The sequence below is a fragment of the Rhodothermales bacterium genome (assembly GCA_039944855.1).
GTDB lineage: Bacteria > Bacteroidota > Rhodothermia > Rhodothermales > JANQRZ01 > JBBSMX01.
Window position 1 is genome coordinate 86749 of sequence record JBDUXZ010000033.1, and the last position, 21328, is coordinate 108076.

The window sequence follows — 21328 nt, forward strand, 5'->3', positions numbered from 1 at the left end:
CGTCGGGGCGGGGGGTCAGAGCAGCGCTACCCGGTCGGCCGGGATCGGGAGGAGGTACTGCGGCTCCATCGCCTCCTCGTGCACGCCGAACAGGCCCGTGCCCCGGAAGTCCACGACGACGTACTTCTCCGAGATCTGCACGACCTCGCCGATGCCGTAATACGTCGGCATCGGCCCGTAATACACGAGGTCGCCCACGGCGACTTCGCCCGTGCGGGCGCGGCGGAAGTACGGCAGCACCGTCGGGAGGAGCTCCAGCCGGTAGGCGGGGCGGTCTTTTCTATAGTAGGCAGCAGGTTCCATAAGGCGGCGCGCACTACGCCGCGGCGGGCGGCGGGTTCGCAAGCTACGGCCCGTCGGGGCTTTTCTCCGAACCATTCGCGGTGCGCCCCGGTATATTCGGACACCCTGCGGGACCATTCCTCTCTTTCGTCGCACCTCACGCCGGACTCACCGCGCGCTCGCGTGGCCCCCATGCATTACGAAGATAAAATCATCGATCGGCAGATCGGGCGCAACGCCCAGCTCTTCGCCCAGTCCATCGCGGAGTTGGACACGCCGGAGCGGCGCTACCCCTACCTCCGCATCCTCATCTCCGTCATCGAACAGGCCCACCCCGAGTGGGGGCAGGCGCCGGAGAAGGACGTGCAGATCGGGACCCTCGTCCACGACCTCAGCGGCGGCATCATCGCCGTCGACGAGACGGCCGAGGTCGTCCGCGCCCGCGACGAGGAGCGTGGCTATCGGTGAGTGACGAAGTACGAACGACGAGTGATGAATGGGTGGCTTTCCGAAACTCGTCGTTCGTCACCCGTCGTTCGACACTCGACCTGGGTTCGCGGCGACGAAGCTCTTCCAGTCCTTGAACTTCCCCGACGGCCCCGCCTCGACGCGGTGGGCGTGGCAGAACGCGACGGCGAGGGCGTCGGACGCGTCGAGTCCGCGGTCCTCGGTCAGCCCGAGTTGGGAGCGGAGCATGAACCACACCTGCTCCTTCGCCGCGTTCCCGTTGCCGACGACGGCCTTTTTGATCTCGCGCGGGGCGTACTGCGTGACGGGGATCTCGCGGTCGAGCGCCGCCTTCATCACGAAGCCCTGCACCTGCCCGAGCTTGAGCATGGCCTGCGCGTTCTTCCCCATGAACGGCATCTCGATGGCGAGCTCGTCCGGCTTGTGCTGCTCGATGAGCTTGTCCACGGCCTCGCCGATGCGCTGGAGCCGGACCATCAGGTCGAGCTTCGCCGACGGGTCGACCGTGCCGTAGTCCACGACCGTCTCGCGCCGGCCCACGACTTCGAGCACGCCGTAGCCGGTGTGCCGTGTGCCGGGGTCGATGCCGAGGATGATCATAGCGCGAGGCTTGGGGAGAGGCGGCTCATCCTTCGAGGAGCGCGAGCGTCCCCTCGTTCATTTCGAGGCTGGTGTAGACGTCCTGCACGTCCTGCAGCTCTTCAAGCGCTTCGACGAGGCGGAGGACTTTGGCGGCTTCGTCCGGGCCGAGGCTCGTCGTCAGCGTCGGGATGCGGACGAGTTGGGCCTCCTTCGGCTCGATCCCCGCCTCTTCGAGCGCGTCCTGCACGGCGGCGAACTCCTCCATCGGCGTCGTGACGACGAACACGCCGTCCTCGCGCTTGAGGTCTTCGGCGCCGGCCTCGGCCACGAGCAGGAACAGCTCGTCCTCGTCCTGCCCGGCGGCGTCGATCTCGAAGTGGCCTTTCCGGTCGAAGAGGTACGCAACGGAGCCGCTCGTGCCGAAGCTGCCGCCGTACTTCGTGAACGCGTGGCGGACGTCGGCGACGGTGCGGTTCGTGTTGTCGGTGAGGCACTCGATGAAGAGGGCGATGCCGCCGGGGGCGTAGCCCTCGTACGTCATCTCCTCGTAGTCCGCGCCCGCGATCTCGCCCGTGCCGCGCTTGATGGCGCGCTCGATGTTGTCCTTCGGCATGTTCTCCGCCTTCGCCTTGTCGACGGCGAGGGCGAGGCGGGGGTTCATGTCGATGTCACCGCCGCCTTCGCGCGCGGCGATCATCATGTCACGCGTGATGCGCGCCCAGAGCTTGGAGCGCCGCGCGTCGGCGACGCCCTTCTTCCGCTTGATCTTCGACCACTTATTATGTCCTGCCATAGCTGTGCATTCGTCGGGTGGAGACAGTAAATATACACGTAGGGCCAGCGCTCCGAGCCGGGCTGCGGCTCAGTGGACGGCCCCGCGCGCGTCCACGGTCCACGTATCTACGACCTCTTCGCCGTCGATTACGAAAAATTGGTCCTGCGTGTTGACGACGACGCAGGCGTGATTGGGCACGACGCGAACGCGGTCGCCGACGTCGAGCGTGGCGGCGCCGGGGACGCGGACCCAGCCGTGCTCCTCGGAGAGCGAGAAGAGGTCGGCGTGGGGCAGCGAGATCATCCGCTCGGGGTTGTAGAGGAGCAGGCCGTAGCCCTTCGTCCCGTAGCCGGTGTCGGAAGTGAACACCTTTTTCCCCGCGTCGAGGAAGAGGCGGGAGCCGCCCTGCTCGTCGGGCTGTTTCGAGACAACGGTGGCGTAGACCGTGAGGGCGCAGTCGTCGAGCGTCGCCGCGCCGAGGGCGACCTGCTCAGCGTCGTGGAAGACGTAGTTGCCGGGGCGGATCTCGGTGATGCGGAACGGCCTGCGCTCGGCGTTCTCGAACACGCTCGCCGTCGGCGTCGAGCCGACCGATAGCTCGGCGTCGGCCGCGAGCGCGCCGGCGTCGTGGAGCGTGACGGCGAGGGCGAGGAGGCGGTCGCGCTCCTCCTCCATCGTGCGGACGAGCGCCTCCGCCGCCGTCTCCCCCGGCTCGGGACCGAAATAGCTCTGCCCGCCGTGCGTGAGCAGGCCAGCGAGCCGCAGCCCCGGCAACGCCTCGACGGCGCGGGCGAGGGCCTCGGCGTGCGGGCTGTCCCACACGATCCCGCACCGCCCGTGCCCCGTGTCGACCTCGATCAGCACGTCGGCCACGGCGTCGCGCTCGGCATAAAACGCCGACGCGGCCTCCGCCCCCGCGACGGTGTCGACGCAGAACGAGACGTGCGCGCCGCGCTCCATCAGGGCATGCAACCGCTCGTGCTTGTCATCACCGACGACGCAGTATGCGAGGCGGATGTCGCTGAAGCCGGCCTCGGCGAAGACCTCGGCCTCCTCCGGCTTCGCGACCGTAACGCCATGCGCGCCGAGCGAGACCTGCCACTCGGCGAGGGCCGTCGACTTGTGGGTTTTGAGGTGGGGCCGGAGCGCAACGCCGTGGCGCTCGGCCGTCTCCTGCATGCGGTGGAGGTTGGCGTCGAGCCGCCGCCGCTCCACGAGCAGGCAGGGCGTGTCGAGGTCGGTGATAATCATGATGCGGAGCGGGGCGAGAGGGAGTCGGGAAGCTACGTCGGGAGCGCGAAACGTACGGATCCGCCGCCCGGTTGCAGCCGCATCGAACGCCTCCGCCACGCAGCCTGGGGGTTTTCCCGTTTCGGATAGTCGTCGAAACAAAGATGTGCCGCTGCTCTTTTACCCTCTCCCCTCTCCTTTCCCAGCTCGCCGCACCGAAGCACCCGCGCTCGTCCCGCCCCAAAACATCGGCGGCGGCACCGATGCGAAGCACGCCGCGGCGCGTCCCCTCTCTCCTCACACAGACCCGAATGACCATGCGTATCACGACCCGACTCCTCGCTGCCGCCCTCGTCGCGGCGCTTACCGTGGCGCCAGCCGCGGCGCAATCGTTCAGCGGGCCGCAGGTGGAGTCCGTCATGACGGCGTCCGGTCCGATCGGCGTCCAGGATCTCGCCGGCGGGCTCAACCATCCGTGGGGGATGGCGTTCCTCCCCGACGGCCGCCTCCTCGTCACCGAGCGCAACAGCGGCGAACTCCACGTCCTCAGCCCCGACGGCACGCTCTCCGACCCCGTCGAAGGCACGCCCGGCGTCTTCGCGCAGGGGCAGGGCGGGCTCCTCGACGTCGCGCTCGACCCCGACTTCGGGACGAACGGCTTCATTTACCTCTCGTACGCCGAGCCGGGGCCAGAGGGCAGCGCCGCCGCCGCGCTCGGCCGCGGGCGCTGGACCGGCGACCGGATCGAGGGCTTCGAGCGGATCTTCCTGCAAACGCCGTGGATCACCGGCCCGAACCACTTCGGCAACCGGATCGTCTTCGACGGCGAGGGGCACCTCTTCCTCACGCTCGGCGAGCGGTTCCAGTTCGACCCCGCGCAGGATCTCTCGAATCACCTCGGCAAAGTCATCCGCATCAACCACGACGGCTCGATCCCAGACGACAACCCCTTCGTCGGCCGCGATGACGCCGAGCCCGAGATCTGGTCTTACGGCCACCGCAACGTCCAAGCCGCCGCGCTCCACCCCGAGACCGGGCAGCTCTGGCTCGCCGAAATGGGCCCGCTCGGCGGCGACGAGCTGAACCAGCCCGAGGCCGGACGGAACTACGGCTGGCCCGTCGTGAGCTGGGGCATCAACTACGACGGCTCCGAGATCCCCGACCCGCCGACGCGCCCCGAGTTCGCCGACGCGGTGAAGCACTGGTCGCCCGTGATCTCGCCCTCCGGCATGGTCATCTACACCGGCGACGTGTTCCCGGCGTGGACGGGGAACGTGTTCATCGGCGGCCTCTCGGCGCACCAGCTCGTGCGGCTGGAGATGACGGACGGCGCCGTGACGGGCGAGGAGCGCATCCCCCTCGGCACGCGCATCCGTGACGTCGAGCAGGGGCCGGACGGCCACCTCTACGTCCTCACCGACGCCGACGACGGCCACGTGTGGCGGCTCGCCCCGATGAAATGATGCGACTCGCGTTCGCGCTCGGTCTCCTCGGTGCCCTCACCCTGTCGAGGCCGAGCGCCGCTCAACCGGTGCCAGACACGACCGTTGCGCTCGACGGCGTGGAGGTGACGGCGACGCCCTTCGGGCTCGGAAGCGCACGCGCCCCGCTCGCCCTCGCTGTCCGCACCCGCGCGCCGGTCGATCTCGCGACGGACCCGGCGCTGTCGCTCGACGCGCTCGCGCGGGGCGTCCCCGGCCTGTGGGTCTCGAACCGTGAGAACTACGCCCTCGGCGAGCGCGTGATCGTGCGAGGGCTCGGCTGGCGCGCGGCGTTCGGCGTGCGCGGGACCCACGTCCTCCTCGACGGCGTGCCGCTCACGCTCCCCGACGGGCAGGCGATGCTCAATGTCGTCGACGCTTCGGCCGTCCGCCGCGTCGAGGTCGTGCGAGGGCCGGCGTCGGTGTTCTGGGGGAGCGGGTCGGGCGGCGTCCTCGCGCTCTCGACGGCGGGCGACGATGGGCCCCGTGCTCGCGCTCGCGCGCTCGGGGGCGGCTATGGGTTGGCGAAGGCCGACGCCTTCGTCCGGCCCGATATCGGGCGACATCGCCTCAGCGCGTGGGGGTCGTACCTGGCCGACGACGGCTTCCGCGATCACAGCGCGGCCCGGATCGCAAGGGCCGGCGTCTCGTCGCAGTTCGATCTCGGAGGCGGGCGCGCGGTCTCGGTCGTGGCGCTCGGCGCGCACATGCCCGAGGCGCTGTCGCCGGGCGGGCTCTCGGCCGAGGCCGCCGTCGAGGACCCGCAGCAGACGCGCGAGATTGCCATCACACAGAACGCGAGCAAAACGCTCACGCAGGGGCACCTCGCGCTCGGCTACGCGCAGCCCGTACATGCTCTCCCGAACGGCCGCTTCCGCGCCGATCTCTCGGGCGGCCTCCGCGACCTCGACAACCCCATCATCCCCCGTTACATCCGGCTCGACCGCCGCGCCGCCGGCCTCCGCCTCGCGCTCGAAGCGGGGCGCTCGGATTCGTGGAACGCAGGCATCGGAGCCGAAGGCGAGGTGCAGCGCGACGACCGGCTCGAAACCCCGAACGAGGACGGCCGCCCGGGCGCCGAGCGGCTCACCGATCAGGTCGAGACCGTCCGCTCGGGCGCGCTCTTCGCCCGGCTCTCCGTTCCGCTCGACCGACTCGGGCTCCCCGCGCTCACACTCACCGCCGCCGCCCGCCTCGACGCGCTGGAATACGACGCCGACGACCGGACGGGCCGCGGCGGCACCGGCTCCCGCACCGCGACCGCCCTCAGCCCCGCGCTCGGCCTCGGCTGGCAGTGGCAATCCGGCCGCGCCGCCGGACTCATCTACGCGAACGCCGCCGGTGCCCTCGACGCGCCGACGACGACCGAACTCGGCAACCGGCCCGACGGCTCGGCCGGGTTCAATCCCGACCTCGAACCGGAACGGACGTGGGGCCTCGAAGCGGGCACGCGCGGCGCGGCAACCTTCGGCGCGGCGACGGTCGGGTTTGACCTCGCCCTCTTCGCCGCGTCCGTGGACCGGCTCCTCCTCCCCTTCGAGATCGACGACGTGACGTTCTACCGCAACGCCGGGCAGACGCGCCACGCCGGAATCGAGACGGCACTCGACGGCAGCATGCCTCTCGCAGACGGGCGCCTCGCCTTCGCCGCGGCCTACACGTGGACGCGGGCCCGCTTCACCGAGGGCACCGACGCCGTGCCCGCCGACGCCGAGGTCCCCGGCTTCCCCGAGCACCTCGCGAGTTGGACGGCGACGTGGCAGCGCGAACGCGGGCTCCCCCTCATGTGGACCATTGAGGGCGAGGCCGCGAGCGGCTACTTCGCCGACGACGCGAACACGGCGAAGACGGACGCCTACGCCGTCGTTCACGTCCGCCTCGCGCTCGCCGACCTCGCACTCGGCCGGGACCTCGCGGCGTCGCCGTTCGTCGCGCTCCGCAACGCGCTCGACGCGCGCTACAGCGGGTCTGTCGTCGTCAACGCCTTCGGCGGGCGGTTCTTCGAGCCCGCCGCCGGGCGGCACCTCCTCGTCGGCCTCGCGCTCGATCTCCGGTGAAAGGCACGTCGCTGCGCGCTCAGCGGTACTCGTGGAGGAGATCGAGACCGTCCAGCAGAAATTTGCTGTCTGGGTCGTAGCGCAGCCCTTCTTTAATCAGCGCCTCGGCCGCGTCGTAGTCGTCGGCGCGGACCTCGGCCATCGCCTTCTCGTGGTAGATCGCGCCCATGGCATGCCTCAGCCCTACCATGTCCGGGGCCACCTCCAGCGCGCGCGCGACGAGTTCCTCGGCCGCCGCCGTGTCTTCGTAGTACAACGGTGGACGACCCGACGAGACCCGGTAGACGACGAGCCGCCCGTAGGTGTCGGCTACGACGGGGAACTCGGCGGCGAGGTCGAGCAGGGCTTCGACCTCGTCCAGCGCCTCCTCCATCTCGCCCGACTCGGCGCGGCGAATCGCGTGCATGCAGGACGTAGAGACGTACCCTTCGCGGATGCTGTCATCGTCCGGCGCGAGCGCGAACGCCCGGCTGCTCTTCTGCAACGCCGTGTCATAATCCCCGCGCCTAAATTGCGCCGTCGCCCAATCGTGGTTCGCGGCTGCTTCGAGGTAGGTCAGCGCCTCCTGCGTCTCCGCGTCCGGCGGCAGGTGCTCGGCCGCGAGCGCTACCGTTTCGAGGGCGGACTCGAACGCGCGTTCCACCATCAGCCTCGCCGCGACGTGCTGCACGAGCAAGAGCGCCACCTCGGCGAACGACGCATCGCCGTGGCGGAGGGCGAGAGCGTGGTGGAGGTAGGGGCGGACGGCCTCCGGCTCGTCGTTGTGCACGTAGTTCAGCAGCGCTAGGGTCGCGGCGTGGGCCTCCCCGTACTCCTCGCGCTCGGGCTCGACGATGCGCGCTTTCTCGTAGGCCCGCAGCGCCTCGGCGTACTCCTCGGCTTCGAGGTGGAACGCGCCCTCGTTGTAATAGACGATCCCCACGAGCGCCTCCGGCTCGATGGTCCACTCGTCCTCGACGAACGAGCGGTAGATGGCGTCCTCGCCTTCGAGCGCCAGTTCTTCCGCCGTGATCAGCTTGTACGTCAGCATGTGCTCGATCACGTCCTCCCGCTCGTCGTCGAAGTCGAAGCCCCTCTTCGGATCGGTGATCTCGATGCGGAGCGCCTCGCCCGCCGGGTCGACCACGGCGTAGACGTGGACGGGCGTGACGTGGATCGCGACGGGGATGCCGTGGCGCTGCGCGGCGAGGTAGAAGAGCGCCGTCCCGGTGACGCAGTTGAACCGGCCGCCGTTGGGGAGGGCGGTGAGTTGCGCCTGCTCGTCGTAGCGCTTCAGCACGTCGCGATGCAGCCGTTTGAAGATGGTCTTCGCCTTCTTCGCCGCCGAGTGCCGGTCCCGAACGTGCTCATCGATCCCGGCGAGCACGCGCCCCACGTAGGCTTCGTGGGCGGCGAGCGCGGCCGGGTCGGACACGCCCTCGGCGAGCAGCATCGCGCGGACGAGCGGGACGGCCAGCACGCGCTCCTCTTCCCACTGCCCGAGCATGGCCTCCTCTTCGGGCGAGGCGTAGCCTCCGGGCTGCGCGAGCGCCGTCGCAGCGGCGAGCACCAACAGGGTCAGCAGAGCGAGAAGTCGGGACGCGCGCCGTCGCATGAGGCCGAGGGGGTTCGTGGGAGGCCCCCAATATAACGGCCGATCTCTCCACACGCGCCGCGCCGATCTCCGTGCGCGGCGTGTGCCATTCGCGCCCGCGCGCGCCGCCTATCGCCCTCTCTTACGCCGCATCCTCTCCGACGTGCTCGGGCGCGAGGTCCGCGTGCAGCAGGTCCCGACCGAAGGCGGCGTCGAGCGATCGCGCTACCTCGATGCCCTCGCGATCATCTGGATCACGCACGCGATGCGGAGCGGCGGCGGCGGCCACGCCTTCAAGCTGTTGCAGAAATCGACCTAAAAGGAATAGATCCGAAGCGGGGCCCAACAGAAACGCCCGGCAGCTTACGGGCTGTCGGGCGCTTGGGGTGATGGGGTCCTGTGGTGCTGCTAGCGGCTGCCGACGCGGCCGAGCGCGAGGCGGGCGCGGTTGCGCGAGCGTTCGAGGTCGGCTTCGGCGGCGGCGCGTTCCTCGGGGGTCTGGCTCTCGCGGAGCCGTTCGCGGGCGCGCTCCTCGGCGGCTTTCGCCCGTTCGAGGTCGATCTCGCCGACAGGCTCGGCCGTCTCCGTCACCATGATCACGCGGTTGTCGAGGACCTCGACGAACCCGCCGGACGTGGCGAACTGGACGGACTCGCCGCTGGGCGTCGTGATCGTGACGGGGCCGACGCCCGTCGCCGCGATCATCGGGGCGTGGTTGTAGAGGACTTCGAACGAGCCCTCGACGCCGGGGGCGCGGAAGCTCGTCGCCTCGCCCCGGAAGGCGCTCCGGTCGGGCGCGACGATCTCGACGTTCAGGGTGCCTGCGGCCATTTCAAGTGGGGAGTTACGAGTGGCGAATGACGAGTGGTGCGCTTGCGGCACCCGCTCGTCACTCGTCGCGCGTCATTCGGAATTCGGTTTACGCTTCGGTGACGGCGGCCATCTTCTTGCCGGCCTCGATGACTTCCTCGATGCCGCCCTTGTAGAGGAACGCCTGCTCGGGGACGTCGTCGAGCCCACCGTCGAGAATCATGCGGAAGCCGCGAATCGTGTCGTCGATCTTGACGTACTTGCCGGGCGTGCCGGTGAACTGCTCGGCTACGAAGAACGGCTGGCTCATGAAGCGCTCGGCCTTGCGGGCGCGGCTCACGACGAGCTTGTCCTCGTCCGAGAGCTCGTCCATGCCGAGGATGGCGATGATGTCCTGCAGCTCGCGGTAGCGCTGGAGCAGCTCCTTCACGTCCTGCGCCGTGTTGTAGTGCTCGTCGCCGAGGATGCGCGGGTCGAGGATCCGGCTGTTCGAGTCGAGCGGGTCAATCGCGGGGTAGATCCCGAGCGACGAGATCCGGCGCGAGAGCACCGTCGTGGCGTCGAGGTGGGCGAAGGTCGTCGCCGGAGCGGGGTCGGTGAGGTCGTCGGCCGGGACGTAGACGGCCTGGACCGACGTGATCGAGCCCTTCTTCGTGGACGTGATGCGCTCCTGCATCTCGCCCATCTCCGTCGCGAGCGTCGGCTGGTAGCCCACGGCGGACGGCATGCGGCCGAGGAGGGCCGACACTTCGGAGCCCGCCTGCGTAAAGCGGAACACGTTGTCGACGAAGAACAGCACGTCGCGGCCACCGAGGTCGCGGAAGTACTCGGCGATCGTGAGGCCGGAGAGGGCGACGCGGGCACGGGCGCCGGGCGGCTCGTTCATCTGCCCGAACACGAGCGAGATGTTCGACTCCTTCACCTCGTCGAGGTTGACTTTGCTGAGGTCCCACCCGCCTTCTTCCATCGAGTGGAGGAACTCCTTACCGTACTGGATCACGCCGGACTCGAGCATCTCGCGCATGAGGTCGTTCCCCTCGCGCGTCCGCTCACCGACGCCGGCGAAGACGGAGAGGCCCTCGTGCGCCTTCGCGATGTTGTTGATGAGCTCCATGATGAGCACGGTCTTGCCCACCCCGGCCCCGCCGAAGAGGCCGATCTTGCCGCCGCGCGCGTAGGGCTGGATGAGGTCGACGACCTTGATCCCGGTCTCGAGCATCTCGACGCTCGTGGCGAGGTCCTCAAACTTGGGCGGCTCGGCGTGGATCGGGCGGTACTCCTCGGCCGTCGGCTGCGGGAGCCCGTCGATGGCCTTGCCGACGACGTTGAAGAGGCGGCCGCGGATCTCCGGGCCGACCGGCATCGCGATCGGGCGGCCGGTGCTGACCACCTTCGTGCCGCGCGTGAGGCCGTCGGTCGAGTCCATCGCGATCGCGCGGACGCGGCCCTCGCCGAGGTGCTGCTGCACTTCGAGGACGAGCACGCCTTCAGCGCCGCGGTCGATCTCGAGGGCGTCGAGGATCTCGGGGACCGTGCTGCCGGAGAAGTCGGCGTCGACGACGGGGCCGATGACCTGGACGATTTCGCCGGCGGCGCTCGTCGCGGGGGCCGTGCTTGCTACGGGTTTGGGAGAGGGTTCCATGCGTCTCGGGAGTGGGGACGATCGGGGGCAAACGGGAGCGGCCAAGATACCGCGCTGCCCCGCCGCGGATGCCGCCGCCGGCCGCCGAGCGGTCGAAGAAACGGGGAAAAGGAGCGGAAGCGGGGAAGAGCGGAAGAAGGGCGCGGCGTGGAGTCCCGGACCTCCTCCCTTCTTCCGATCCTCCGCTCTTCCGATCCTAAAAGTGCTGGAAGCCCGTCGCCGTGAGCGGGCGCACCTCGCCGTCGGGCAGCCCGAGCACGACCTCGCCCCGCTCGTCGGTCACCGCGCCGACGACGGCGAACGACTCGCCCGGCAGCTTCTTCGCCTGCGCCTCGGGGATCGCGAAGAGGAGTTCGTAGTCCTCGCCTCCGTAGAGCGCGTACGTCGCGGGGTCGTCGCCGAAGCGGTCGGCCGCCTTGAAGGTCTGGACGTGGATGGGGAAGAGCGCGGCTTCGAGCCGGGCGCCGACGCCGCTCGCGCGGCAGAGGTGATGGACTTCGGAGGCGAGGCCGTCGGAGATGTCGATAAGGGCGTGGGGCCGGACGCCGGCCTCGGCCCACTGCTGGATCCGCTTCAGCCGGGCCACGGGGGCGAGCTGGCGCTGGACGGCGTAGCTCCACGCGCCGAGATCGGGCTGCGCGTCGGAGTCGGCGAAGGTGTCCTTCTCCGCGAGGAGCACCTTCAGCCCGGCCGCCGCGCTGCCGAGGTCGCCGGTCACGCAGAGGAGGTCACCGGGCTGCGCGCCACGGCGGTACACGACCTCGTCCTCGGCCGCCTCGCCGACGACCGTCACGGAGAGGAACAGCCGCTCCGCCGCCGTCACATCGCCGCCGACGACGGCGAGGCCGTACTGCCGGCACGCCTCAGCCATCCCTTCGTAGAGCGCCTCGGCACCCTCAACGGACACGTTGTTCGGCAGCCCGAGCGCGACGGTCGCGTAGCGCGGCGTCGCGTTCATCGCCACCACATCGCTGACGTTGACGGCGATGGCTTTGTACCCGAGCGTCCCGAGCGGCGCGAACGTCCGGTCGAAGTGGACGCCCTCGACGAGCGCATCGGTCGTGATGACGTGGACGCGGGCCCTCCCGTCAGGGCCGTCGCCGATGCGGTAGACCGCCGCGTCGTCGCCGATGCCTTCGAGGAGGGCGTCGGGGGCGGCGTCGCCGAGCGTGTCGCGGAGCCGGTCGATGAGCCCGAACTCACCGACATGGGAAATGGGGGTAAACACCCCCTGTCCGTTCGAATCATCCCCGGGCATCGAGCACCTCCACTTCGCGTTCGAGCCGGTCACCGAGTTCGTCTTCGGCCACATCGAGGTCGTAGCGCGCTTGCAGGTTCATCCAGAACTGCGCGCTCATCCCGAAGAACCGGCCGAGCCGGAGCGCGGTGTCGGCCGTCACCCGACGCTTGCCGTGGACGATCTCGTTGATCCGTCGCGCTGGGACGCGGATGGAGAGCGCGAGCCGGTTCTGACTCAACTCCATCGGGTCCAGGAACTCCTCTTGCAAGATTTCGCCCGGATGAACGGGCGTCAGCTTATCCATAGCGTGCCTCAGTGGTAGTCTTCGATTTCGACCTCGTAAGCGTCCCCGCTGCGCCAGACGAAGCAGAGGCGCCATTGTCGGTTGATGCGGATGCTGTGTTGGCCGGATCGGTCTCCCTTCAGCGCTTCAAGCCGGTTGCCGGGGGGCACTCGAAGGTCATCGAGCGAGATCGCAGCGTCGAGCATCCTCAGCTTCTTGAGAGCTCTACGTTGAGTGTCTTCGGGTATTTTCTTCGAGCGCCGACGGTTAAATAATGCGTCGGCTTCTTTGTCCTTGAAGGATTTGATTGCCATAATTTTGATTGTTGAAGGTCGTAATCATTGCTCTTTTTCTCTATTTATGAGATCTGATTCTCTATTCGCAAAAGGCTGAATAGGGAAATAATGACACCCTTAACGCCGCGCGTTAAACGCGGTTCCGTATCTCAGGGCAGGGCGAGGGTGCCGAGGAGCGCCGGGCGGGACGCGCCGGTGACGCTCGGAAGGTTCGTCGGGACGCCGTTCATAAACTCGTGCGCGAGGACGGCGAAGCAGAGCGCCTCTTTGGCGTCGGGGGCCACGCCGTAGTCGGCCGTGGTGCGGACGGGGACGGGGGCGAAGGCGACGGCGAGCTGGCGCATCAGTTCCCGGTTGTGGACGCCGCCGCCGGAGACGACGAGGGCGTCGAGCGGGGCGTCCCCGGCGAAGCGCTGGACGGCCTCGGCGACGGAGCGGGCGGTGAGCGCCGTCGCCGTGGCGAGGAGGTCCTCCGGCTTCGCGGCACCGCGCGCGACGAGCGCCTCGACGTAGTCGGTCCCGAACGCCTCGCGGCCCGTCGACTTCGGCGGCGGGCGGTGGAAGTAGTCGTCGGCGAGGAGGTCGGCGAGGAGGGCTTCGTCGGGCGTGCCGGCGGCAGCATGCGTGCCGTCGCGGTCGTAGGGCTCGCCGAAGAGGCGGCGGGCGAGCGCGTCGAGGACCATGTTGGCTGGGCCGGTGTCGAAGGCGGAGACGGCCTCCGGCCCCGCTCCACGCGGGAGGACGGTCACGTTCGCGATCCCGCCGAGGTTGAGGAGCGCCCGCTGCTCGTCGGCGTCGGCGAACATCACCCAGTCGAAGTACGGGACGAGCGGGGCGCCCTGCCCGCCGAGCGCGACGTCGGCCGTGCGGAAGTCGCCGACGACGGGGACGCCGAGCCGGGCGGCGACGACGGCCGACGCGCCGAGTTGGAGCGTCGAGGCCACGCCCTCGGCCCCGGCGAAGCACTCGGCGTCGGGGACGTGGTGGGCGGTGTGGCCGTGGGAGCCGATGAGGTCGATCGCGGACATGTCGAGCCCGGCCGTCTCCGCCGTGTGCTCGATGGCGTCGGCGAAGAGCCGGCCGAGGAGCGCGTGGAGCTGGGAGAGATCGCGGACGTTCGACGTCGCGACCTCGACGTTGCGGTGGAGTGTCTCGCGGACCTCGGCGGGGTAGTCCGTGTGCCGGAACGCGAGGGGCTCCAACGCGAGGGATCGCCCGCTGCCGCGCAGCCGCGCGATCGCCACATCGATGCCGTCGAGCGAGGTCCCGCTCATCAGCCCGGCGACGACCCGCTCCGGGGCGTCCAGCAATCGGCGCAACGCCTCCATCGGCTGGCTCACGTCAGTTCCCGCTGCCGGCAGCGAGGCGGCGTAGCTCGGCCGCCTTGCTCAGCAGTTCCGTAGCGCGCTCGGGGCGCTGGTCGGCGAGTTGCTCGTAGGCGTGGGCCGCGGCGTCGTACTGCTTCTGCGCCTCGTAAATCCGCGCGAGGGTTTCCGACACCATCTCGTCGTCATCGTCCTCTTCCTCCTCGACGGCGTCGTCTTTAAAGTGCGCGTCGGGGCGGATGCGGGGCGCGTTCTCGATCTGCCGGATGAGCGTGTCGAGGTCGTCGGGCTCGTCGTCGGGCTCGGGCTCGGCGTGGCTTTCGGCTTCGGCGATGGCGTCTGCCGCCTCGACCATGTCCGCGCCTTCCTCTTCGCTCCACGACGCATTGTCCGCCGGCGCTTCGTCCATCGGCGCTTCGTCGAAGTCAGCGGCGGGGGCGGGCGCAACCGGCGTGGCGGGCTCGTCTTCGACCGGCACGCTCCGCAGGAGCCGGGTGCGCTCGCGGATAATGAGCGGGCTGCCGGGCATGAGGAAATAGGCCCGGTGCCACGCCTCCAGCGCGCCGTTCGCCCGGCCGCTCGCCTCGTACGCTTTGGCGAGCAGGACGTGCGCGGTGACGTAGGCGGGGAAGTCCGCGATGAGGCGTTCGAGCACGGCGACGGCCTCGTCGGTGCGGGCCTCGGCGAGGTGGCGGGCAGCGTCTTGGATCCCAGCGGCGGGCGGCGGAGTCGGGCGGGTCATGCGCGCGGTGGCGGTACCTGTCGAGCAGAGGAGGCGAGCGGATCGTCGCTCGGCTGCAAGGTACGACCGTTCGCAAACGCCCGGCGTTTCTGCACCGCGTCGTGCACGCAGACGAACCCGAAGCCCACAGTGAACATGAGTTGGAACGGCGCCGCCACCCACTCCCCGCTCACGACGAGCGCGACGAGCCCCGCCGCGCAGTACAGCGCGAGCCCGGCCTCCAGCCACGACAGGAGGGACCGCTCCGGCGAGCCGTAGTCCTTCGCTAATGGCAGCCCGGACTCCCCCGGCACCGCCGCGTCCGGCGCCACGGTGCTCAGCTTCGGCGTGCGGACGAACGGGGAGCGGCGGCGGAGCAGGGCTTCGGCGGCGCCCTTCGTGTTCGAGAGCGCGAGGCCCATCGACGCGGTGAGGAACCACGGGAAGAGCAGCATCCGGCGCGGCCAGTCGGCGTAGAGGGCGCGCTGCGCGAAGAGGTGCGCCAGCGTCATCCCGGCGAAGGCGAAGAGCCCGAAGCCCATCACGCCGAGGTAGGCGTCGGAGATGCCGGCGCCGAGGGCGTGCGCGGTGAGGAGCGGGGCGTGGAGGACGGCCGCGAGGAGGATCGCCGGGAAGACGACGAAGCCGGTGAGGTGGAGCGTGCCTTCGAGCTTGACCCGCATCGGGAGCGGGCGCTGGCCCGGCGCCGTCCGCCACAGCCGGCCGAGCATCTTCCGCGCCGTCTCGGCCGTGCCCTTCGTCCAGCGGAACTGCTGCTGCCGCCACGCCGCCACGCTCGCGGGCAGCTCGGCCGGCACGCCGAGGTCGCCGACGAAGCGGAAGCGCCAGCCCGCGAGCTGGGCCCGGTACGAGAGGTCGAGGTCTTCGGTGAGCGTGTCGGCCTGCCAGCCGCCGGCGGCGTCGATGCACGCCCGCCGCCACACGCCGGCCGTGCCGTTGAAGTTCATGAAGCACTCGGTCTCGTTGCGGACGCCCTGCTCGATCACGAAGTGCGCGTCGAGCAGGGCCGACTGCGCGACGGTGAGGACGGACCCCGCGTTGAGGTGGCTCCACCGCGCCTGCACGAGCCCGATGCCGGGGTCGGCGAAGTGCGGGACGGTCTGGAGCAGGAAATCCTCCGGCGGCACGAAATCCGCGTCGAAGACGGCCACGAGGTCGCCGCGCGCGAAGCCGAGCCCGTTCGCGAGCGCGCCCGCTTTGTAGCCCGCCCGGTCGTCCCGGCAGACGTGGACGATGTCGACGCCGCGCTGCCGCCAGTGCGCCACGCGCTCGGCGACGACGGCCCGCGTCTCGTCCGTCGAGTCGTCGAGCACCTGGAGTTCGAGACGGCCCGCCGGATACTCCAGCCGCACGCACGCGTCGATCAGCCGGGCGGCGACGTAGCGCTCGTTGTAGAGCGGGAGCTGGACGGTGAGCACCGGCCACCCCATCGGCCCGACCCCGGGGAGGTCGCCGGGCTCGGGCACCGGCCCCGGCCGCAGCCGGTCGGCCCGCGCGTACCGGTACGCCAGCCAGAGCTGGTTCAGCCCGAAGACGAGCAGCACCAGCATCGAGGCGGCGTAGAGGACGGCGAGCGTGGTCATGCCAATGATGAGTTACGGACGTCGAGCGACGAATGGGTGCCGCATGATAACTCGTCGCTCGTCACGCAGCATTCGTCGCTCGCCTCACCAATCGGACGTGGCGGCGGTGAAGATGTCGTCGGCGATCTGCCGGAGCACGGCGACGGCCGTTTCCTGCTCGTTCTCGATCTGCGTCGCGTCGTACTCCGCAGACGCCGTGAAACTACGCGCGAGGAGTTCCTCGTCCTCCACCCGGTCGAAGTAGCGGACGGTGACGGTGATCGTGACGCGGTTGAGCGCGGCGACCTCGTTCCCCGTCACGGCGACGGGCTCGTTCTGATAGCGGTCGATGGCGGCGGTGACGACGGCGTCGGCGGCGTTCTCGTCCGGTTCGAGGGCGAGCCGGGTCTGCCGGGCGAAGCGCTGGATGAGGAAATCGGTCAGCGCCTCGTTCATGCCGGGCACGCCGCCGAGGCTTCGGTCCTCGGCGAGCGGCACGGCGACCGTGTCGAGCCGCTCGGGGATCGAGGCCCCGCTGAAGCTATAGAAGCCGCAGGCGGGGAGGGAAAGGAGGGAAAGGAGGGAAAGGAGAGAGGGTCGGGTCTGCCCCCCTCCATTCCCTCTCCCCTTTTCTCTTCTCCCTTCCGCCCTTCCGCCCTTCCTCATACCTCCACCCCCTGCTCTTCGAGGTCTTTGATCTTGCGGTAGAGCGTGCGCTCCGAGATGCCGAGCGCCTTCGCCGTCTGCCGGCGGTTGCCGTCGAAGCGGCGGAGGGCCTCGGCGATGAGCGTCTGCTCGACCTCTTCCATCGTCGGGAGCGGGCCGTCGCCGAGGCGGAGCGCCGTCCCGTCGGCGGGGAGGGCGAGGGGCGGGTCCTCGGGCTCGTCGTCGGGGTCCTCTTCGATCTCGTACGGCACGTCCTCGAACGGCCCGTCATACCCCGCTTCGTTGGCGTCCGGGACGAAGGCGAAGGCGGGCTCGTCCGAGCGCCGGGTCAGACTGTCGAAGGCGCCCTCCTCGAACGCGACGGCCGGGAAGCCGGGCAGCGAGGCGAAGGGCGAGGCGTGGAGCGAGGCGCCGCCGGCGATCCGGCCCAGCAACTCCTTCACCTCACGCATCTCGGCCCGCAGTTCGACGAGCGCACGGTAGACCAGTTCGCGCTCCTGGCTGTCAACCCCGTCGGGCAATGCCTTCGCGGCGAGCGTCAGCCCCTGCGCCGCGCTCACGCCGCGGAGGAACGGGCGGATGTCGTCGACGCTCGCCGTGTCGGAGCGGAGGAGCACGGCGGCCTGCTCGGCGACGTTCCGCATCTCGCGGACATTCCCCGGCCAGTTGTAGCGGCTCAGGAGGTCGCGCGCCGCCGCGTCGAGCCTGCGCAGCGGGGCGTCGTACTTCTGCGCCGCGCGGTAGAGGAAGTGCTCGAAAAGCGGGAGGATGTCCTCGGGCCGGTTCCGCACCGGCGGCACGCGGATGACGACGGTCGAAAGCCGGTAGTAGAGATCCTCGCGGAAGCGGCCGTCGCGCACCTCGCGGCCGAGATCTTTGTTCGTCGCCGCGATCACGCGGACGTCGACCTGCTGCTGCTGGCTGCTGCCGACGCGGCTGAACGTCCCGTTCTCTAGCACACGCAGGAGGCGGACCTGTGCCTGCACCGGCAGCTCGCCGATCTCGTCGAGGAAGACCGTCCCGCCGTCGGCCTCTTCGAAATAACCCGTCCGCCGCTCGACGCTGCCCGTGTACGCCCCCTTCTCCGCGCCGAACAGTTCGGCCTCGATCAGCCCCTCAGGAATGGCCCCGCAGTTGACGACGACGAGGGGCTTGTGGCGGCGGCGGCTGAGCCCGTGGATGGCATTCGCGAACAGCTCCTTCCCGACGCCGCTCTCGCCTTCGAGCAGGACCGTGATGTCGGTCTGCGCCACCTGCCGCACGCGGTCGATCACGCGCTTGAGCGGGTCCGAGGACCCGATGATGCCGAAACGTTCCTGAACAGCTTGCCGGTCCATGCTTCGTTCAAACGAGGGGCGCGGGGAGATCGCGCGGGGAGAGGCTGGGCGCGATGGGATAGCAAGGTACGCGACACCGCCGCCCCGGCTCCCGTCGCCCTCCCCAATTCCCGAGCGCTACGGCTCGCGCCGTGGTACGCGCTCGAATGCCTCGCGCACGCGGAGAATCCGCCGCGTCGCCTCGAAGTTGCGGCCGAAGCGGTCGATCCCCTCGGCACGCATCCGCTCGGCGTCGTTCTCGGCGTAGCGGATGAAGTCGTCGTGGCTGCCCAGCCGGTAGAGGATGGTCCAGCGCGGGTCGGCGCCGCTCTCCTCGTGGAAGTCCTCGTCGCTCAGCCACTCGGCCGACTCAAAGCCGGGGAGCTGGAGCATCTCGCGGATGTGGCCGGGCAACCACGCGGCGTAGTCGTCCGCGATCTTGTGCTTGACGGTGAGGTTGACTTCGTAGATAATCATGGCTTGGAGGAATCAGAGTCGCTAGGAGGAGTCGTACGCCGGCGGACCTCATACCAGAATGTAGTGATGCTCTTACCGTCCACTTTGAGTCCGTCGGTAAGGGCAGCTACAAAGTCGATCGCCTCTGTTCGCTTGGCAGTCTCGTACAAATTGATCCGCGAGACGAGCGATCTCACCATACGCCCTTCCGCATGGTGATGCAGGCTCGGATTGGGTCTAACGATATCGAGCGTGTAGCTAATGAATGCGGCAGGCTCGCCGCCCCACGTATCGACACTGTCGATCTGCATGGTCATGGCTTTCTGCGTGGCAGGATACCGCGACTCGTGAATCTGATCGAGCACGGCGATCGGCACAGTCCACTTTTGACCTACCTCAACTGAAGCTGAAGGGAAATAAGCATCTTCGAGTTCGAAGGGGCGACCTTCAATCATCGATTCCATCTCTTCAGTAGCGTTGGGACCGAGCAAGCGAACTGCCCAACCTTCCGGCTCTCTCTCAAAGAGGATAGGCGCGTTCAAAAGTGCCCACGAACTGGGTCCGCTCCCGACTAATTTTTCTCCTTCCCAATGGGTTCGGTATCCATTGAATTTGGTCATAGTCTCGGACACCTGCAAAAGCCGTTCGTCACTCACGGACAACGCCTCAAAGCATCCTGTCCCCTCGCCCTCGTGGGACATCACTACCGGATCCTCCCAATCCTCTCGCATCGCTTTCATCTTTGTGATGAAAGTCCCCGCTCCACACACCTCGCTTCCCTCGGGCAGGACCCAACCAGACAACTGTACCGGTTGCGCCGCGAGAGGGGGTACCAGCAGTGCCAGCACGACGGAGAGGTGTGCTACGCCCCTCATGCTGCAACCGACTCCGCCAGCGTCGTGCGGCGGAGGGCATGGCCGAGGAGCGTGGCCGACGTGCAGCCCGTGACCTCGACCTCGACGTACTCGCCCGCCCGGTAGTCCTCGCGGTCGAAGACGACCATGTGGTTCGTGTCGGTCCGACCGCAGAGCTGGGCGTCGCTCTTCCGGCTCGGGCCTTCGACGAGGACGGGGTAGCACTGCCCGACGCGCCGCTGATTCAGCTCCAACGAGGTCTGGTTCTGGAGCGTGATGATCTCGGCGAGGCGGCGCTTCTTCACGGCGTCCGGCACGTCATCCTCGAACTTCCGCGCGGCGAAGGTGTGGGGCCGCTCGGAATAAGCGAACATGAACGCGTGATCGTAACGGACGGCCTCCATCAGCGAGAGCGTCTCGGCGTGCTCGGCCTCGGTCTCGCCGCAGAACCCGGCAATGATGTCCGTCGAGAACGCGAGGCCGGGGACGATGCTGCGCGCCCGCTCGATGAGGTCGAGGTACTGCTCGCGCGTGTACGTCCGGCGCATCCGGGCGAGCACGTCGGTGCTGCCGTGCTGGACGGGGAGGTGGATGAAGTCGCAGACCGTCGGTCGCTCGCGGTGGACGTGGAGGAGCGCGTCGGAGCAGTCCTTCGGGTGGCTCGTCGAGTAGCGGATGCGGAGCTCGGGCGAGAGCAGGCTGATCCGGTAGAGCAGCTCGGCGAAGTCGACCGCGTGGCCGTCAGTGTCGACGCGGTACGAGTTGACGTTCTGGCCGAGGACCGTCACCTCTTTATAGCCCGCGTCGACGAGCTGCGCGCACTCGCTGAGGATGCTCGTGACGGGGCGGCTCCGCTCGCGGCCCCGCGTGAACGGGACGACGCAGAACGCGCACATGTTGTCGCACCCGCGCATGATCGAGACGAAGGCGCTGATCCCGTTCGTGTCGTAGCGGACGGGCGCGAGGTCGGCGTACGTCTCCTCGCGCGAGAGGTGGACGTTGACGGCGGCCTGCCCGGTCTCGGCCGTCTCGGCGAGCAGGCGCGGGAGGTCGCGGTAGGCGTCGGGCCCGACGACGACGTCGACGAGCTTCTCCTCGTCGAGCAGCTTTGTCCGCAGCCGCTCGGCCATGCAGCCGAGCACGCCGATCGTGAGGTCGGGCTGCGTCTGGATCTTGCGGGCGCGGAACTTGGCGAGCCGGCCGCGCACGCGGTCCTCCGCCTTCTCGCGGATCGCACACGTGTTGATGAGGACGACGTCGGCCTCGTCCTCGCGCTGCGTCAGCCCGTAGCCCTCGCCGCCGAGGATCGACGCGACGAGCTCGGAGTCGGCGACGTTCATCTGGCAGCCGTACGTCTCGATGTAGACGCGGCGCTGCCCGTCGCGGGCGGCGGTCTCCTGCGCGAGCGTGCGCGGCGCGTCCGTCCCCTCGGCCACGTCAGGCGCGGAGGACACAGGCTCGATGATGTCGAGGTCGAGGATCGGCTGCATGGCGAATCGGGTTCAGGCAAGAGGCGCAATCTACATCCCCACACTGCCGAACGCGCTCGTTTATGCGTTTTTCGCGTCCGATGCAGGACGGCACGGACTCCACCTTGTCATCCTGAACGCAGTGAAGGATCTCTACTCCCAGAGCGCCTGCTCCGAGGAGATCCTTCGACTCCGCTGCGCTCCGCTCAGGATGACAGG

General features: G+C 69.1%; 22 protein-coding genes. 4 read left to right on the plus strand and 18 right to left on the minus strand.

The features are described from left to right. Positions 1-15: 15 nt before the first annotated feature. Positions 16-303: a hypothetical protein gene (locus ABJF88_16920; protein ID MEP0548620.1), complete on the minus strand. Its 288-nt coding sequence runs from the start codon at positions 301-303 to the stop codon at positions 16-18. Between the two features lie 171 nt (positions 304-474). On the opposite strand from ABJF88_16920, the gene ABJF88_16925 reads away from it, so the two are divergent. Next, a complete protein-coding gene (locus ABJF88_16925; GenBank protein MEP0548621.1) occupies positions 475-750 on the plus strand; it encodes a DUF4290 domain-containing protein in 276 nt (91 codons plus the stop codon). A 57-nt stretch (positions 751-807) separates the two neighbouring features. Here ABJF88_16925 and ruvC read toward each other — a convergent pair whose 3' ends face one another. The 3 genes from ruvC to ABJF88_16940 form a co-directional block, all read right to left on the minus strand. Next, positions 808-1350, minus strand: coding sequence for a crossover junction endodeoxyribonuclease RuvC (gene ruvC / locus ABJF88_16930; protein ID MEP0548622.1), 543 nt, complete (start codon positions 1348-1350; stop codon positions 808-810). Positions 1351-1375: 25 nt separating this feature from the next. Continuing rightward, positions 1376-2125, minus strand: coding sequence for a YebC/PmpR family DNA-binding transcriptional regulator (locus ABJF88_16935; GenBank protein ID MEP0548623.1), 750 nt, complete (start codon positions 2123-2125; stop codon positions 1376-1378). A gap of 69 nt (positions 2126-2194) precedes the next feature. Continuing rightward, positions 2195-3358, minus strand: a complete 1164-nt coding sequence (locus tag ABJF88_16940; protein MEP0548624.1) for an alanine racemase — start codon at positions 3356-3358, stop codon at positions 2195-2197. 296 nt (positions 3359-3654) lie between these two features. On the opposite strand from ABJF88_16940, the gene ABJF88_16945 reads away from it, so the two are divergent. Together ABJF88_16945 and ABJF88_16950 are read left to right on the plus strand one after the other, a co-directional pair. Next, positions 3655-4800 carry a PQQ-dependent sugar dehydrogenase gene (locus tag ABJF88_16945; GenBank protein ID MEP0548625.1) on the plus strand — a complete coding sequence of 382 codons (1146 nt, stop codon included), beginning with the start codon at positions 3655-3657 and terminating at the stop codon, positions 4798-4800. Next, a complete protein-coding gene (locus tag ABJF88_16950; GenBank protein ID MEP0548626.1) occupies positions 4797-6875 on the plus strand; it encodes a TonB-dependent receptor in 2079 nt (692 codons plus the stop codon). Before ABJF88_16945 ends, ABJF88_16950 begins: the two co-directional genes overlap by 4 nt. 19 nt (positions 6876-6894) lie before the next feature. On the opposite strand, the gene ABJF88_16955 is transcribed toward ABJF88_16950, so the two are convergent. After that, on the minus strand, positions 6895-8469 hold the full coding sequence (locus tag ABJF88_16955) for a hypothetical protein (protein ID MEP0548627.1): 1575 nt from the start codon (positions 8467-8469) through the stop codon (positions 6895-6897). Positions 8470-8551: 82 nt separating this feature from the next. Between ABJF88_16955 and ABJF88_16960 the strand changes: the two genes are divergently transcribed. Next, positions 8552-8767, plus strand: coding sequence for a hypothetical protein (locus ABJF88_16960; GenBank protein MEP0548628.1), 216 nt, complete (start codon positions 8552-8554; stop codon positions 8765-8767). An 89-nt stretch (positions 8768-8856) separates the two neighbouring features. Here ABJF88_16960 and atpC read toward each other — a convergent pair whose 3' ends face one another. The 13 genes from atpC to miaB form a co-directional block, all read right to left on the minus strand. Continuing rightward, the gene (gene atpC / locus ABJF88_16965; GenBank protein ID MEP0548629.1) at positions 8857-9279 is read right to left on the minus strand and encodes an ATP synthase F1 subunit epsilon; all 423 of its coding nucleotides are present in this window, start codon (positions 9277-9279) and stop codon (positions 8857-8859) included. A gap of 88 nt (positions 9280-9367) precedes the next feature. Next, positions 9368-10900, minus strand: a complete 1533-nt coding sequence (gene atpD, locus ABJF88_16970; protein MEP0548630.1) for a F0F1 ATP synthase subunit beta — start codon at positions 10898-10900, stop codon at positions 9368-9370. Positions 10901-11096: 196 nt separating this feature from the next. Continuing rightward, positions 11097-12128, minus strand: a complete 1032-nt coding sequence (thiL, locus tag ABJF88_16975) for a thiamine-phosphate kinase (protein MEP0548631.1) — start codon at positions 12126-12128, stop codon at positions 11097-11099. Between the two features lie 16 nt (positions 12129-12144). Next, on the minus strand, positions 12145-12444 hold the full coding sequence (locus ABJF88_16980; protein ID MEP0548632.1) for a HigA family addiction module antitoxin: 300 nt from the start codon (positions 12442-12444) through the stop codon (positions 12145-12147). Positions 12445-12452: 8 nt separating this feature from the next. Continuing rightward, positions 12453-12737 (minus strand): type II toxin-antitoxin system RelE/ParE family toxin, encoded by a 285-nt coding sequence (locus ABJF88_16985; GenBank protein MEP0548633.1) that lies wholly within the window; start codon positions 12735-12737, stop codon positions 12453-12455. 131 nt (positions 12738-12868) lie between these two features. Beyond that, the gene (locus ABJF88_16990) at positions 12869-14047 is read right to left on the minus strand and encodes an anhydro-N-acetylmuramic acid kinase (GenBank protein MEP0548634.1); all 1179 of its coding nucleotides are present in this window, start codon (positions 14045-14047) and stop codon (positions 12869-12871) included. 13 nt (positions 14048-14060) lie between these two features. Continuing rightward, complete coding sequence (locus ABJF88_16995) at positions 14061-14786, minus strand: tetratricopeptide repeat protein (GenBank protein MEP0548635.1); 726 nt, start codon at positions 14784-14786, stop codon at positions 14061-14063. Next, entirely contained in the window at positions 14783-16369 is a 1587-nt protein-coding gene (locus ABJF88_17000; protein MEP0548636.1) for a glycosyltransferase, read from the minus strand. The genes ABJF88_16995 and ABJF88_17000 overlap by 4 nt, the downstream gene beginning before the upstream one ends. 84 nt (positions 16370-16453) lie before the next feature. Further along, on the minus strand, positions 16454-17014 hold the full coding sequence (gene lptE, locus ABJF88_17005) for an LPS assembly lipoprotein LptE (GenBank protein ID MEP0548637.1): 561 nt from the start codon (positions 17012-17014) through the stop codon (positions 16454-16456). Further along, the gene (locus ABJF88_17010; GenBank protein MEP0548638.1) at positions 17011-18351 is read right to left on the minus strand and encodes a sigma 54-interacting transcriptional regulator; all 1341 of its coding nucleotides are present in this window, start codon (positions 18349-18351) and stop codon (positions 17011-17013) included. The genes lptE and ABJF88_17010 overlap by 4 nt, the downstream gene beginning before the upstream one ends. Before the next feature lie 117 nt (positions 18352-18468). Then, positions 18469-18807: a DUF4286 family protein gene (locus ABJF88_17015; protein MEP0548639.1), complete on the minus strand. Its 339-nt coding sequence runs from the start codon at positions 18805-18807 to the stop codon at positions 18469-18471. Then, complete coding sequence (locus ABJF88_17020) at positions 18804-19526, minus strand: hypothetical protein (protein ID MEP0548640.1); 723 nt, start codon at positions 19524-19526, stop codon at positions 18804-18806. Before ABJF88_17020 ends, ABJF88_17015 begins: the two co-directional genes overlap by 4 nt. 131 nt (positions 19527-19657) lie before the next feature. Next, positions 19658-21130, minus strand: coding sequence for a tRNA (N6-isopentenyl adenosine(37)-C2)-methylthiotransferase MiaB (gene miaB, locus ABJF88_17025; GenBank protein ID MEP0548641.1), 1473 nt, complete (start codon positions 21128-21130; stop codon positions 19658-19660). Between the last annotated feature and the right edge of the window lie 198 nt (positions 21131-21328).

Bases quoted from the DNA above. Each gene is read 5' to 3' on its own strand.
- ABJF88_16920 (MEP0548620.1), bottom strand. From the start codon at position 303: ATGGAACCTGCTGCCTACTATAGAAAAGACCGCCCCGCCTACCGGCTG.
- ABJF88_16925 (MEP0548621.1), top strand. From the start codon at position 475: ATGCATTACGAAGATAAAATCATCGATCGGCAGATCGGGCGCAACGCC.
- ruvC (MEP0548622.1), bottom strand. From the start codon at position 1,350: ATGATCATCCTCGGCATCGACCCCGGCACACGGCACACCGGCTACGGC.
- ABJF88_16935 (MEP0548623.1), bottom strand. From the start codon at position 2,125: ATGGCAGGACATAATAAGTGGTCGAAGATCAAGCGGAAGAAGGGCGTC.
- ABJF88_16940 (MEP0548624.1), bottom strand. From the start codon at position 3,358: ATGATTATCACCGACCTCGACACGCCCTGCCTGCTCGTGGAGCGGCGG.
- ABJF88_16945 (MEP0548625.1), top strand. From the start codon at position 3,655: ATGCGTATCACGACCCGACTCCTCGCTGCCGCCCTCGTCGCGGCGCTT.
- ABJF88_16950 (MEP0548626.1), top strand. From the start codon at position 4,797: ATGATGCGACTCGCGTTCGCGCTCGGTCTCCTCGGTGCCCTCACCCTG.
- ABJF88_16955 (MEP0548627.1), bottom strand. From the start codon at position 8,469: ATGCGACGGCGCGCGTCCCGACTTCTCGCTCTGCTGACCCTGTTGGTG.
- atpC (MEP0548629.1), bottom strand. From the start codon at position 9,279: ATGGCCGCAGGCACCCTGAACGTCGAGATCGTCGCGCCCGACCGGAGC.
- atpD (MEP0548630.1), bottom strand. From the start codon at position 10,900: ATGGAACCCTCTCCCAAACCCGTAGCAAGCACGGCCCCCGCGACGAGC.
- ABJF88_16980 (MEP0548632.1), bottom strand. From the start codon at position 12,444: ATGGATAAGCTGACGCCCGTTCATCCGGGCGAAATCTTGCAAGAGGAG.
- ABJF88_16985 (MEP0548633.1), bottom strand. From the start codon at position 12,737: ATGGCAATCAAATCCTTCAAGGACAAAGAAGCCGACGCATTATTTAAC.
- ABJF88_16990 (MEP0548634.1), bottom strand. From the start codon at position 14,047: ATGGAGGCGTTGCGCCGATTGCTGGACGCCCCGGAGCGGGTCGTCGCC.
- ABJF88_16995 (MEP0548635.1), bottom strand. From the start codon at position 14,786: ATGACCCGCCCGACTCCGCCGCCCGCCGCTGGGATCCAAGACGCTGCC.
- ABJF88_17000 (MEP0548636.1), bottom strand. From the start codon at position 16,369: ATGACCACGCTCGCCGTCCTCTACGCCGCCTCGATGCTGGTGCTGCTC.
- lptE (MEP0548637.1), bottom strand. From the start codon at position 17,014: ATGAGGAAGGGCGGAAGGGCGGAAGGGAGAAGAGAAAAGGGGAGAGGG.
- ABJF88_17010 (MEP0548638.1), bottom strand. From the start codon at position 18,351: ATGGACCGGCAAGCTGTTCAGGAACGTTTCGGCATCATCGGGTCCTCG.
- ABJF88_17015 (MEP0548639.1), bottom strand. From the start codon at position 18,807: ATGATTATCTACGAAGTCAACCTCACCGTCAAGCACAAGATCGCGGAC.
- ABJF88_17020 (MEP0548640.1), bottom strand. From the start codon at position 19,526: ATGAAAGCGATGCGAGAGGATTGGGAGGATCCGGTAGTGATGTCCCAC.
- miaB (MEP0548641.1), bottom strand. From the start codon at position 21,130: ATGCAGCCGATCCTCGACCTCGACATCATCGAGCCTGTGTCCTCCGCG.